This is a genomic window from Dietzia sp., from assembly GCF_036741115.1.
Classification (GTDB): domain Bacteria; phylum Actinomycetota; class Actinomycetes; order Mycobacteriales; family Mycobacteriaceae; genus Dietzia.
The window spans coordinates 25029-37641 of the sequence record NZ_DAINST010000021.1 but is presented as its reverse complement, the minus strand read 5'-3'; the positions used below and the strand labels follow the sequence as shown (position 1 = coordinate 37641).

Here is a 12613-nt window from a genome sequence, read left to right as displayed (position 1 = left end):
TAGCCAAGCAACGGCAGCACGTAGAACAGCCAGAACAGCTGGACGAGGAGCGAGGTGCCGCGGAAGAACTCGATCACCACGCGCGCGATGCCGCGCACCACGATGTTGTGCGTGCCCGCGGCCACGCCGAGCACCAGCGCGAGCACCAGGGCGAGCGCGGCGCCGCCCAGGGTCAGCGCCAGCGTCGTCCCGATGCCGTCGAGGATCCGCGGCCACGCGTCGCCCAGCGCCGAGAATTCGCTACCCATTGGCCCTCACTTCCCGCCGCAGATCGGCCCCGGCGCGATCAGATGTTCCCGTCGCAGAGATCCTTCGTGGTCAGCGACGGATCGGGGAGCTCCTTCTCGGTGAACCCGTACTCGCCCACGATCGACAGGTACTTGTCCTTGTCCGAGGTGATCTTCGCGAGCTCGGCGTTGTAGGCGTCGAGGAGCTCCTTGTCGTCCGTGCGGAACACCGTGCCGCCGGCGCCGCGCTGGGGCTTCCCGTCGATCTCCTGCACGAAGGACTCCGTCACGTCCACCGGCGCGTCGGGATTGTTGTCCTTCATCCAGTTGAGGGAGATCGCCGTCAGCGCGAACGCGTCGACGCGCCCGGAGGTCACGGCATCCATCCCGTCCTGCGGCGAGGCGACCTGAGTGGCGTCGATGCCGAGCTGCGAGGCGTAGTCGGACTCGATCGCGCCCGTCATCGTCGCGATCTTCGCGCCCTTCTCCTTCGCGGAGTCGATGTCGGTGAGCCCCTTGGGGTTCCCGGCCGCGACCATGAGCGCGGTCGTGTAGTTGAACTCCGGCTCGGAGAACGCGGCCTGCTTGCAGCGCTCAGGGAGGATCGACATCCCCGCGCTGACGACGTCGAAGCGCTTCGCCTGGAGCCCCGGGATCAGCGCGCCGAAATCGGTGTTGACGCCCTCAAGGCCGTCGATCCCGAGGTTCTTGAAGATCTCGCGATGCAGCGCGACGGTCGCGCCGGTGAGCTGCCCGTCCTGTTCGAACGAATACGGCGCCTCGCCGGCGAAGCCGACAGTCACGGTGCCCTTGTCCTTGAGCGACTGGAGGGTGTCGCCTTCGGAGTCCTTGGTCGAGGAGCACGCGGCCACGCCCCCCGCGAGCACCGTGACCGTCATGAACGTGGCGACGGAGCGGTTGACGATTTTCTTCAGCGGGAGCGGGGACATCGCAGTCAGCTTTCTCTCGATTTTCTCTCGGTGTCGGTTCGCGATCGGGTCCTGCATGCGCCACAAGCGTAACAGTGAAAACTTATATCCCACTCCACTTTCGCGCAATTGGAGTGGGATCCGCCCTCCTTAAATTCCCAGCAATTCTCGACTCGATCCGCCGCAAGAGCCGAGAGCGCCCGTCAAACCCGGCGCCACGCCCAATTTTATTGTTCGTGATCTATGACACATAAAGATCCCGCGCCCCATCACCCGGCTCCCCCGCACCCGGCGAGCCTCGCCTAACGAACGAACAGCCATTAACGACAAGGATTAGAGTGGGATCACCCGTCGCGGAGCGACAGAAACTGACAACGACAGAAACCGACACAGTCGAGCGACTTCGTCCGGCGGTCACCCATACTCAGCACCGCCGCGCGACAAGCAACTACGGAGGACCGAAGCACATGGCCGAGAATTCCACGGCGATCGCCGTCACGCAGGGCTCGAACGGCACGAAGCTCTACGGCATCGGCGCGTACCGCCCGGAGCGCATCGTCGACAACGAGGAAATCTGCAAGCACATCGATTCCTCGGACGAATGGATCCAGGAGCGCTCGGGCATCAAGACCCGCCGCTGGGCCTCGCGCGAAGAGAGCGTCGTGTTTATGGCCACGGAGGCGGCGCGTAAGGCGATCGAGAACTCGAACGTCGACCCGGAGCTCATCGACGCGATCATCTTCTGCACCTCGACGTACGAGACGATCATCCCCCACGGCGCGCCGATCATCGCGAACAACATCGGCCGAAACGGCATCGCGGCCTTCGACCTCGCCGCGGGCTGCGCGGGATTCGGCTACGGGCTCGCTGTGGCGACGAACGTCATCCGCGGCGGCAGCGCCCGCTACGTCCTCGTCATCGGCTCAGAGCGTCTTTCCGAAGCCATTAACCCCGAGGACCGGGGCACCGCCTTCATCTTCGGCGACGGCGCCGGGGCGGTGGTGGTCGGCCCTGCGGAGGAGAACGAGCTCGGCCCCGTCGTGTGGGGTTCGGACGGGGAGAAGGGCCAGGCGATCCGCCAGACCAAGACCTGGTACGAGGTCATGGACGAGGCCGAGAGCCCCGAAGCCGGCGAGCATCCCTGGCTCGTCATGGACGGAAGCAAGGTGTTCCGCTGGGCGGCGTTCACGGTCGCGAAGGTCGCGGCGCAGACCCTCGAGGCGGCAAATGTCGGCCCCGAGGACATCCAGGCGTTCATCCCCCACCAGGCCAACGGCCGCATCAACGATGCGCTCGCCAAGCACCTCGGCCTCCCGGATACCGTTGCCGTCGCCAACGACATCGAGCACACCGGCAACACCTCCGCCGCGTCGATCCCGCTCGCCATGGAGACCATGCTCCGCGAGGGTTCAGCGAAGGAGGGCGACACGGCCCTGTGTATCGGCTTCGGCGCGGGCCTCTCGTACGCCGGCCAGGTCGTCAAGCTGCCGCCGGCTCCGGCCGAGTAGCCCATTGGCCGAAGGCCGAAGTCCTGTCGGGGAAGCGGCGAAGTCGCCCGGCTCAGGCTCCGGGCCAGGGGCGCGGCTCAAGGCCCGCAAAGGAGAACCGGTACGTCCGCCGTCATGGGAAATTCCACCTATGACGGCGGACGTACCCTATTTCCATGCCCACCAGCCAGCCCAGGGCCTCTGCCGCGATACGCCGCCTGCCGCTGCGCCTCGCGGCCGTAGCCTGCGCCGCGACATCGCTCCTCGCCGCATGCGGCCCGGAAGGCGCCGGCGGCCCCGGCGACACCGCCCCGGTCAGTGCCGCCCGAGAAGGCGCCGCCCAGGAGAGCGCTGCCGGGACTCCGCCGGCTCCCGCCGTCTACTCGGAGTACGTAGCCCTCGGCGATTCCTACGCCGCCGTCGGCGGCACCACTCTCGATCCCGGCTCCCCGCCGTTCTGCCGTCGCGCGGCCGCGAACTACCCGGCTCTACTTCTGCAGAGTCACCGGGTGGAGTCGGGCACCGACACTTCATGCCAGGGCGCGCGGATCCCGGATCTCACCGAGCCGCGCCCCACGGGTGAATCCGCCGGCTCCCCGGCGGTGGACGAGACGCTGCCGCCGCAGCTCAGCGCACTCACGCCGACCACGGACCTCGTGACCCTCTCCATCGGCGGCAACGACATCGACTTCGGCTCCATCGCCGGATGTTTCGGCCGGTCCATGCTCGCGGGGTTCACCCTCGGTTCCGCCGGCGGGACCACTGCGGGCGACGCAGGAGACGACGCCTCGGGCAACGGGGCCCCTTCCGAGTGCCGCACCGAGTTCGAGCAGCGCACCGAGGACTCATTCGCCGCCCTTCCCGCGCAGCTCGACGGCGTCTACGAGGCCATCGCCGCTGCCTCCCCGCGGGCCACGGTCGCGGCGACGGGGTATATCCCGCTCATCGCCGCCACGGACACGTGCGCCGAAATCTCCGCGATCTCGCCGCAGGACAAGGAGTGGGCCGCGGGGATCACCGGGCGGCTCAATGCCCTCGTCCGCGAAGCGGCGGAACGTCACGGCGCGCTCTTCGCGGAACCCCCGGGCGCAGATGCGCACACGTCGTGCGCGGCGCCCGGAGAGCGCTGGGTCGACTTCAAGGGAGCGGACACCGGTTCGTTCCCCATGCATCCCACCCCGCTCGGTCACGAGGCGATGGCGGCCGCCGTCGAGGCCGCGATCTAGGTGGCGCCCCGGCGCCGCAAAGGCGCCTCGGCCCCAGTTGAACCACGCGATCCGCGGACACGACGAGGGCGCCTCCCCGCGGCCGCGGGAAGGCGCCCTCGTTTTTGCAATTGCCGGGCTCGTCGAGCCCTCGCGCGCGGTGCGCAGCCAGTGGCTACTCCTAGTAGCCGGCCTGCCCGCCACCCGCGTCGCCCGGGAGCGCAGGAGCGCCGCCGGTGTCGCCGCCGCCCGTGTCGCCGCCGCCGGCAGCACCGCCGCCCATGTCCCCGCCACCGACGGGAGCCTGGTCGACCGGCGGAGCCACCGGAGCGGCGCCGCCCGCGTCGCCGGCAGGGGCCTGCTCGACCGGCGGAGCAACCGGGGCCGCGCCCTCGCCGCCCTCGGCCGGAGCACCCTCGGGCGCCTCGGCGGGCGCGGAAGAGGAGGAAGAGGAGCTCGACGACGAGCTGGAGGAGCTTTTCGAGCTCGACGTCGTGCTCGACGACGAGCTCGAGGACGTGCTCGAGGACGTGCTCGAGGAATCGCCCCCGGAGCCGCCGCAGGCGGCGAGGCCGATGAGGCCGGCCGAGAGGAGCGCCGCCGCTTGCATAGCGCGGGTCGTGTTCTTCGCCATGTTCAAAAACCCTTCGTCCGAACAGGTGCGGGCCTTGACGCGCAACCCACACGTGGTGCGCCGCACGGCGCATCGCTGGTGTGTTCCCTCGCGGCGCCTGGATCGAGACCGATCGGCGGCCCCGCATCACTCGGAATGCCCGAGCAGCGGCACCGCGGTTCGGGATTCGTGCGCCCTCACGGTATCTAAATCGTCGCTCCGATATGCGGACTCGCCCGGGAAACCCACGGCTACCGCTCAGCACTTCCCCAACGGCACCGTCCCTAGCGTCGAACCACTCCGCCCTATTCGGCCAGCCTGTGCCGTGCCCGCGGTTGCTCAGTACCCGCGCCTGCTCCCGCCTGCCGGCGGGCCCTGCGCGCCCGGTGCACCCTGGCGTAGGTCTTCATCGCCGGATCGTCGGCGAAACGGAAGATCAGGTCGGCGATGGCAGAGGAGATCACCAGAGCGAGGGCGGCGAAGCCGAGCCAGCCCCAGAAGCCGTACTCGCCGCCCGCAATCACCCATTTCTGTAGGCCCGCCATCACCGGGAATTGGACCAGGTACAAGGCGAAAGAGGTGTTGCCTCCCCATAGGGCGACCTTCGACGTCAGAAATGGTCCGTTACGACCCTCGAGATCGCGAACCGCGAGCGAGCTGACCAGGGCGAGCACCGGGAGGAGCATCGGGACGCTCATCTTGAAGTTGACCGGCAGGACCCAGGTCAGCGCGAGCGCCGCGAGCAAAGCGATCGACGGCCACGCGATGTTGGTATTGCGCCACACGCCCTCGAGTACCGCGCGGGCACCGAGTACGCCGAGGTAGAACTCCGGCAGCCGCGACAGCGGGAACGTGTACGAGAGGAAGTAACCGCCGTCGACGAGGTGCTGCGGCAGGAGGAACCACGCGGGCGCTGCGTGGATGTCGTACGGCGGGGACCCCGGGATGTCGAAGAACTTCGGCACGAAGGTGTTGTGCACGCCCTTGTAGCCGTCGGCGAAGAAGTAGTAGCCGAGGTGCAGCACCACGATCACGGCGAAGAGGATGCCGATCGCGGCGAGCAGGCGGTCGGTGGGGATCTTACGCACCAGCGGTAGGAAGAGCGGGAACGAGACGTAGAACAGCAGCTCCGCGCACAGCGACCACGAGGGGACGTTGAGACCGCCGAGCTGGGACCACCTGGGGTTCCACGTGTGGATGAGCAGGAAGTTCGGCAGCCAGGCGCCGACCTTCTCCCACGGGAAGTTCCACACGACGACGAGGAACATGATCGCCGTGATTAGGTGCGTGGGATAGAGCTTGAGCAGGCGCCGGAGGACGTAGTACACCGGCTCCTTCATCGCCCCGTTCGACCAGAAGATGATGAACCCGGACAAGAGGAAGAAGAAGGTGACGGCGGCCGATCCGACCTGCATGGGGATGATCGAATGGATCGTGCGGAACAGGTCCGACTTCTGGAACGGGTACACGGGCATGAACACGAGCGCGTGCACCACGAACACGGTGAGCGCGGCGTACCAGCGCGCGCTCGTGAGGGCCGGGAGCGCCCGGGGTCTCCCGTTGGCGCCGATCGCGTCGGGACGAATGGTCGGCTGCACCAACGGGAGATCCTCCTGGGTGGGTAGACGGGGCCCGCCGCGAGGCGGTCGGATTAGATCTGCGGGCGGACGATGTTGAACGCCGCGACCTCGCCTGCCGGGTTGAGGTGCAGGGGGATGCCGTTGAACTCGGACTTCGGGTCGAGGAGGCCGCCGACCCAGGGCTGATCGGTGCAGCCGCCGTGCTCGGCGGTCGGGGTCTTGAGGTCGATGAAATTGACCCCGAGGTTCGCCGCCGCGCCGGCCTGCGCCGACTGCATATTGCGGAAGAGACGGTCGAGCACCTCGTCGCGGGGCTGCTCGGCCGGGGCACCACCGACGGAGATGCAGGTCCGCTCGCCGGGGGCCTGGTAGGTCGGGTAGCCGACAATCGAGATCTTTGCGTTCGGCGCGTAGTACTTGATGAAGTCGATCGAGGTCTTCGCGCGCTTCGTGTACTCGTCGGCGGTGATCGCGTCCGGGTCCTGCGAGCGCCCCTCGGCCACGGCGTTCATGTCGCAGCCCTGGACGACGTTCGCGGCACAGTTCGTCGCCGTGTCGAGGAGGTGCTGCCGGGGCGCGCCCCAGTAGTCGTTGAGTCCGGCCTGGATGAGCACGTGCTCGGTGCGCGGGCCGAAGGCACCGCGGTCCCGCATGTTGGCGGTCTGGTCGACGAGGCGGATACCGCCGGTGTCGGAGTCCAGGGTTGCGCCGAAACACGAGGCGTCCTGGAAGTCCGGGGTCTTGTAGACGTCGAGCGAGCGCGCGATCTCCGCGACGTAGCGGCGCGTCGAGTGGTAGCAACCCTTGCCGGCGTCGACGTAGGGGAGGTTGTCTCCGGCCATGACGGAGTCGCCGAGCGTGATGAGGCGGGCGCCGCCCTCGGGCGCGTTCTGGGCGATGGGCTCGGACTCGCCCGAGCCGGTGGCCTGGACGAGAGAGCCCGCCGCGTCGGGGAGCTGGGCGTTGGCGGGGGCGGATCCCAGCGCGATTCCGGCGACGGCCGCGGCACCCAACACCGCGATCTTCGTCCCGAACCCGCGCTTGGCACCGATCGTGGTTTCGTTGGCGTTCGCTCGCATCTTCTCTCCTGAACGTGCCCGCGCGGGCACGATTGTCAGTCGCTCGTCAAAGTATTCACAATCGTCACACAGATCACTCTAATAATCCAGAGTCACAGATTTGTGCGCGCTTATGTCTACTTATCGTCCCCTATTTGAAAAATGTGAACAAGCGTAGAGATTTTCCGCGCGGAATCCCCAGGAAATCTCAGACGAACCCCGGCCGGCGCACAGAGGAGACGCCCGAGCCATCTCCGAGCCGCCTTCGACCCCTAAATGCCCAGAGCTCCGGAAACGACCTCGGATGTCTCCGGCCCCGGGCACAGGGGGCATGCGGCCACCTAGAAGCGCGCGCGCTCCTCGCCCGAGAGAGCTGCCTCGATGCGCTCGCGCATATGCGCGGGAATCCCAGAAAATCCGTCGAGCTCGTCCTCCCCGACCCAGCGGACTTCGGTGTTCTCGCCGTCCGCGGGCCGCGGATCCCCGCCGAGATACTCACACTCGAAGGTGTGGTCGATGTACTGCGCTCGGTCGCCGTTGCCGTACGTGACCATCGACGTGACCCCGACCGCCGCGAGCCTGACCACCGAGATACGCACCGCCGCCTCCTCGAGCGACTCGCGCCGCGCGGCCTCCGCGGGATGCTCGCCCGGGTCGACGATCCCCGTCACGGGGGTCCACGCACCGGAATCCGCGCGGCGCACGAGCAGGACCGCGCGGCGGCCTGGGTCTCGGATCACGGCGGTCGCGCCCGCGAGCCAGAGCGGCTCGTGGCCGATATGTCGCCGCAGGCGACGAACGAATTCCGGGGTCGACATCCTTTCACGGTAGAGCCGCGGACCTCCGCCGTCATCCGGAATGGGGCCGGGAGAACGTCGAGCCGCACCGCCCGGACTTTCCGCAATCCGTCGACGCATGCGACCAGATCTGGCTAACATGAGGTATCAATCATATTTTGGGCGGTACGGCGCGGCGCGCGCGAGCACGGTGCGAGCTGGACGCAGACAAAGACCGAGCCGCCCCAACGAACCGCTCCGGAGCACGGAACCGGGCACCGAGGAAAGGCGAAGAACAATGGCAGCACCGAGGGCGGACGGCAGCACGTCGGCACACCGGGCGACGACCGGAGCGAACACAGAAGCGCCGCAGAAAGAGGATCTACGGGGCGTGCACTTCCCCGCCGACTCCGAGGGGAAACGCTCGACCGGTTCGCTTGCCCGGGACGTCGTCGCCGCGGCACTCTCCGCGGTCGATCCGGGCGCGCAGCGGCGCATGGATGCCGTGAAGAACTGGCGCAAGGACTACATCACGCCATTTGTGGAGATGGTCGCCTGCGGCGTCCACAACGACGCCGCCTACCGCACGGTCTCCTCGACGGCCCTGCACACCCTCCAGTCCCGGATGGTGTGCGTGACGCCGGAGGGCGAGATCCCCATGACCCGCTACCTCGCCTCCGCTACGGCCGAGACCACGCCGGAGACGCTCAACGTGGAGGGCACGGGCGAGAAGGCCGCAGAACTGGTGATCCCATACAAGGGGACCGAGCTCTCCGGTGCCGCGCTCGAGGGGCAGATCGCCAGGTGGCGCGACGCAGGGGTGATCGAGCCCTCGACCGCCGACAAGCTCCTCGAGGTCCAGTCCCACCCGGAGTGGCTGTCGCTCCCGGGCCGCGAGGTCGCCGTGCTCGGCATGGGCTCGGAGATGGGCCCGGGCAACGTGCTCCTCGACTGGGGCGCCACGGTGCTCGCGCTCGACCTGCCGTCCTCGCGCGTCTGGGAGCGGGTGCTCGAGCCCGGCCGCGTCGCCGGGACGCTGCGCGCGCCGATCTCAGGCGGCAAGCCGGGCATCGATCTGCTCGCCCAGCTTCCGGAGGCGCGCGCATGGATCGCGGCGGCCGCGCAGTCGCCGGTCACGCTCGGCACGTACCTCTACGCCGACGGCGGCACGCATGTCCGCCTCTCTTCCGCCGCGGACGCCCTCGCCGAGACGCTGCTCGACGACGGCACCGTCGACGCCCTCGCCTACCTCGCGACGCCGATGGACACCTTCGTTGTACCCGGCGACGTCCACGAGCAGTCCAACGCGGCGTTCGACGCGGCGAACAAGCCGAGCAAGCTCAAGGGCCTGCTCCACCGCGTCACCGGCGGCCGCGGCTTCTCGCGGAACTACCCCGTGGGCTCCGGCCCGGCGGTGCACGACGCGCTGGTCACGCAGCAGGGTCCGAACTACACGCTCGCCAAGCGCGTGCAGCGCTGGCGCTCGATCGAGGAACTCGCGAAGGGCCGCCGGGTGTCGATCAACGTGGCACCGGCGACGCGCACGGTCTCCGTGCTCAAGAACAAGGCGCTCGCGGCGGTCTACAAGGGAGCGCACCGCTTCGGCATCGAGATCTTCGACCCCGAGACCTCGCAGGCGCTCCTCGCCGCACTGCTCGTCCACGACCTGTCCACCGAGCAGGCCGACCGCGACTACCTGTGGGAACACGAGGCGGACGGCGCGAGCTCGGGCGGCCTGTGGCGCCAGGCGTACATCCCGCGCTCGGCCCTCCCCGCCGCCGCGGCGTTGGGCATGGCCCTCGACCGCTGAGCGGTTTCGGCAGGCCCACGGCGCCCGCCGGATTTCTCTAGGGTGGGTGGCACCTGCTTCCCCGCGCACCTGCGCGGGTAAGCCCCTGCACCCGATAGAACGAAGGACCGGCGCGATGTCGAACCCATTCTCCAAGGGCTGGAACTACCTCAAGGCCTCCCTCGACCGCTCGATCGAAGACAACGCCGACCCGAAGGTGCAGGTCCACCAGGCGATGGATCAGGCGAGGGCGCAGCACCGCCAGATCTCGGACCAGGCGGCCGCCGTGATCGGTAACGCGCGCCGCACCGAGGAGTCGATCGGCACCAAGGAGCGCGCGCTGGACAAGCTCCAGGGCCAGGTCCGCCAGTCCGTCCAGCTCGCCGACGATGCGCGGGCGGCCGGCGACGAAGCCAAGGCCGCCGAGTGGGAGCGCAGCGCGGAGCAGCTCGCGGCTCAGCTCGTCTCCGCCGAGCAGGATCTCGAGCAGACCCGCTCGCTCTCCCAGCAGGCCAACGCCGATGCGGAGAAGGCGAAGCAGGCCGTGCGCGAGAGCGAGGCGCGACTCCAGGAAACGCTTGCGCAGGAGGACTCCCTCCTCCTCCAGGCGCAGCAGGCGAAGATGGCCGAGCAGCAGCAGACCTCGACCAACTCGATCACCGGGGAGGTCTCGCTCGGCGCGAACCCGACCTTCGAGCAAATCCGGGACAAGATCGAGCAGCGCCACAACACCGCGGTGGGGCAGGCCGAGCTGGCAGAGGCGAGCGGGGCGGCGAACTCCGGCGCGCTCGCCGATGCCGAGGCGCTGCAGCGCGAAGACGCCGGCCGCGCGAAGCTCGACGCGATCCGCGCCGAGCTCCACGGCGGGGCCGGGGCGAAGGCTCAGGGCGGTGCAACCAGAACGGCCGGAGCGGGCGCCGGCAATGACGCCGACATCGACGTCACCGACACGGCCGTCGACGAGCCCAACCCGGCCACGGGCGGAGCGGACGCCGCCGATGCGGGCGGCGCCGCCGACGCGCCGGGCTTCCCGCGCGACACGCACTAGGCGCTCCCGGCCTATACCGGCCCTCCGCGGTCGATCGTCGCCTGCCCTTCGGCCGCCTCTACTTCTGCATAACGATCCCGCGGATTCCCTCGTGGAATCCGTCGCGGAGCGCGACCCGTTGGAACTCGTTGAGCGTGAACTCGTGGAGCATTTGGCACGCGAACTGCAGCAGCGGCCGATCGACCTCCGGGGGCAGCGCCCCGCCCGTGAGCGTGTGCGCCTGTAGCTTCTGCTCCTCGTCCGCAGCGTTTTTGTACCACCACGTCGCGTACTGCTGCCCGACGTCGAAAGGCGAGGGATCCCCCGAGGAGCTCCACACCTCCTCCGTGAGCGGCACGTACCGCGAGCGTACCGGCCTGCGTCGCGGCGCCATCATCGACGGATTGGGGCGCGGCGCGGCGCTGCCCTCGCGCTCACCGTCCGCATCCTCGTGCTCGCTGCTGTAGCCGTGCCTCTCGGCGCGCGCCGTGATGGTCACGGAACGGTGCGTCACCGTCACCGTCGAACGCCCGCGCGGGCGGCCATGCTGCTCCTCGCCCGGCTGCCCATGCTCGTTTCCGCCCATGACGGCGGACGTCCCGTCCTCCGAGCCGACCTCATCGGTCTCGACGATCTCCGCTGTGGCGTCGCCGCCCGCCCGGTCGCCCGCGGGGTCCGCGAGTTCCCCCGCCGCCGAGGGCTGCGACCGGGCCGCCGTGTCCTCCGGGATCGCGTCGCTCGCCGCACCGGAAGGTTCGCCGGCGGCGTTCCCGCTCTCGACGGGCGCGGACGACGTCCCTCCGGCCGGCGTGGAAACGGCACCTTCGCCGTCATTTTCGGCCTTGACCTCGGTAGCCGAATCGGTGGCGGCCTCGGCGGACTCGCCTGCGGCGTGCTTGCCGTCGGCCTTCGCGCCCTCGGCCTTCTCGGCGTCGTTCTTCTCGCCCGAGTCCTTCTCGCGGTCGGACTTCTCGGCCTCGGCCCGCGACTCCGCGCGGGAGCGGCGCCGCTCGTGCGCGCCGGCGACGGATTCGTCGCGGGCGCGGCCCGGCTGGAAATCGACGTCCTCGATGTCGACCGAGGAGCCCTCGGCGCCGCCCTTACCCTCGCCGGACTGCGCGGGGCGGTTGCCGCAGACGTGTGTGGGCAGCGGGCCCTCGAGCACGCGGATCTGCATCGACTCCGCGAAATCCGTGCGCGGGTCGAGTACGAGCGAGGTATCGCAGGCGTTGCGGAGCGCGGAGGACACGGAGTCCCAGCCGAAGCCCACGAGGTGTACGCGCACCCCGGCCTCGATCGCGGCCTCGACGCCGGGGATCATGTCCGCGTCACCCGAGACGAGGACCATGTCCGTGCACTGGCCGCGGAAAGCGGCGAGCACCATGTCGGCGACGAGCCGGGTGTCGACGGCCTTCTGCGACCGCCTATTGCCCCATTCGATGAGCTGGCCCGTACGGAGGATCACCCCGTCGATGACCCGGAGGGTGCGCTGATAGCGGTGCGGTCCGCTATCCGGCACGCCGTCGTACCAGAACTGCCGGTGTGTCGGCTGCTTCGACTGCTTCCGCGCTATCTGGTCGAGGGTCTGGACCACCGTGGACAGTGAGACCTCGAGCTGCTCCCTTGCTCCCTCTTCCCACGAGTTGTAGAAGCTGGCGAGCAGATATGAGGTGTCCACAAAGATCGTCGTTCTCTCAAGCACTGCTCCATCCACCTGTTTCCATCAATCGCTAAATATCGCTAAATCCGTACCTCCAGCATGCCCGTTTCCGCCCGGGCGTGGCCAGGGGCCGATCCGGGGACTGCGTCGGGGGCCCGGCCGGGGGCTGCGGTTGGCCGTGCACCGACTCGCCCCGATCCTCGGCCCCACCAGCGGGAAATGCGTCGCGCCGCCGGCGGGGTCCGGCGGCGGGGGTGCCGCA

11 protein-coding genes are annotated in these 12613 nt (G+C 69.0%); 4 read left to right on the top strand and 7 right to left on the bottom strand.

What is annotated here, in order from left to right:
* Both V7E05_RS05205 and ehuB read right to left on the bottom strand, forming a co-directional pair.
* A partial coding sequence (locus V7E05_RS05205) for an ABC transporter permease subunit (RefSeq protein WP_333618611.1) occupies positions 1-248 on the bottom strand: 248 nt, incomplete at its 3' end.
* A 38-nt stretch (positions 249-286) separates the two neighbouring features.
* Positions 287-1126: an ectoine/hydroxyectoine ABC transporter substrate-binding protein EhuB gene (ehuB, locus tag V7E05_RS05200; protein ID WP_333618613.1), complete on the bottom strand. Its 840-nt coding sequence runs from the start codon at positions 1124-1126 to the stop codon at positions 287-289.
* A 497-nt stretch (positions 1127-1623) separates the two neighbouring features.
* On the opposite strand from ehuB, the gene V7E05_RS05195 reads away from it, so the two are divergent.
* Both V7E05_RS05195 and V7E05_RS05190 read left to right on the top strand, forming a co-directional pair.
* On the top strand, positions 1624-2664 hold the full coding sequence (locus V7E05_RS05195) for a beta-ketoacyl-ACP synthase III (protein WP_333618610.1): 1041 nt from the start codon (positions 1624-1626) through the stop codon (positions 2662-2664).
* A gap of 155 nt (positions 2665-2819) precedes the next feature.
* A complete protein-coding gene (locus V7E05_RS05190; RefSeq protein WP_333618609.1) occupies positions 2820-3869 on the top strand; it encodes an SGNH/GDSL hydrolase family protein in 1050 nt (349 codons plus the stop codon).
* A 160-nt stretch (positions 3870-4029) separates the two neighbouring features.
* On the opposite strand, the gene V7E05_RS05185 is transcribed toward V7E05_RS05190, so the two are convergent.
* The 4 genes from V7E05_RS05185 to V7E05_RS05170 all read right to left on the bottom strand — a co-directional run bounded on the left by V7E05_RS05185 (position 4030) and on the right by V7E05_RS05170 (position 7917).
* Entirely contained in the window at positions 4030-4482 is a 453-nt protein-coding gene (locus V7E05_RS05185; protein ID WP_333618608.1) for a hypothetical protein, read from the bottom strand.
* Positions 4483-4766: 284 nt separating this feature from the next.
* Positions 4767-6059, bottom strand: a complete 1293-nt coding sequence (locus tag V7E05_RS05180; RefSeq protein ID WP_333618607.1) for an acyltransferase family protein — start codon at positions 6057-6059, stop codon at positions 4767-4769.
* Positions 6060-6112: 53 nt separating this feature from the next.
* Positions 6113-7120 carry an SGNH/GDSL hydrolase family protein gene (locus tag V7E05_RS05175; RefSeq protein ID WP_333618606.1) on the bottom strand — a complete coding sequence of 336 codons (1008 nt, stop codon included), beginning with the start codon at positions 7118-7120 and terminating at the stop codon, positions 6113-6115.
* Between the two features lie 320 nt (positions 7121-7440).
* Positions 7441-7917 carry an NUDIX hydrolase gene (locus V7E05_RS05170; RefSeq protein WP_333618605.1) on the bottom strand — a complete coding sequence of 159 codons (477 nt, stop codon included), beginning with the start codon at positions 7915-7917 and terminating at the stop codon, positions 7441-7443.
* Positions 7918-8173: 256 nt separating this feature from the next.
* On the opposite strand from V7E05_RS05170, the gene V7E05_RS05165 reads away from it, so the two are divergent.
* Both V7E05_RS05165 and V7E05_RS05160 read left to right on the top strand, forming a co-directional pair.
* Entirely contained in the window at positions 8174-9685 is a 1512-nt protein-coding gene (locus V7E05_RS05165) for a hypothetical protein (protein ID WP_333618604.1), read from the top strand.
* A 115-nt stretch (positions 9686-9800) separates the two neighbouring features.
* Entirely contained in the window at positions 9801-10712 is a 912-nt protein-coding gene (locus V7E05_RS05160) for a PspA/IM30 family protein (protein WP_333618603.1), read from the top strand.
* 58 nt (positions 10713-10770) lie between these two features.
* Here the strand turns inward: V7E05_RS05160 and V7E05_RS05155 are convergent, their stop codons facing one another.
* On the bottom strand, positions 10771-12393 hold the full coding sequence (locus tag V7E05_RS05155) for an NYN domain-containing protein (protein WP_333618602.1): 1623 nt from the start codon (positions 12391-12393) through the stop codon (positions 10771-10773).
* Positions 12394-12613: the final 220 nt, after the last annotated feature.

What these genes read in the sequence shown, in the direction of transcription:
- V7E05_RS05170 (WP_333618605.1), bottom strand. Translation starts at nt 7,917, where the DNA reads ATGTCGACCCCGGAATTCGTTCGTCGCCTGCGGCGACATATCGGCCAC.
- ehuB (WP_333618613.1), bottom strand. Translation starts at nt 1,126, where the DNA reads ATGACGGTCACGGTGCTCGCGGGGGGCGTGGCCGCGTGCTCCTCGACC.
- V7E05_RS05175 (WP_333618606.1), bottom strand. Translation starts at nt 7,120, where the DNA reads ATGCGAGCGAACGCCAACGAAACCACGATCGGTGCCAAGCGCGGGTTC.
- V7E05_RS05185 (WP_333618608.1), bottom strand. Translation starts at nt 4,482, where the DNA reads ATGGCGAAGAACACGACCCGCGCTATGCAAGCGGCGGCGCTCCTCTCG.
- V7E05_RS05165 (WP_333618604.1), top strand. Translation starts at nt 8,174, where the DNA reads ATGGCAGCACCGAGGGCGGACGGCAGCACGTCGGCACACCGGGCGACG.
- V7E05_RS05160 (WP_333618603.1), top strand. Translation starts at nt 9,801, where the DNA reads ATGTCGAACCCATTCTCCAAGGGCTGGAACTACCTCAAGGCCTCCCTC.
- V7E05_RS05190 (WP_333618609.1), top strand. Translation starts at nt 2,820, where the DNA reads ATGCCCACCAGCCAGCCCAGGGCCTCTGCCGCGATACGCCGCCTGCCG.
- V7E05_RS05195 (WP_333618610.1), top strand. Translation starts at nt 1,624, where the DNA reads ATGGCCGAGAATTCCACGGCGATCGCCGTCACGCAGGGCTCGAACGGC.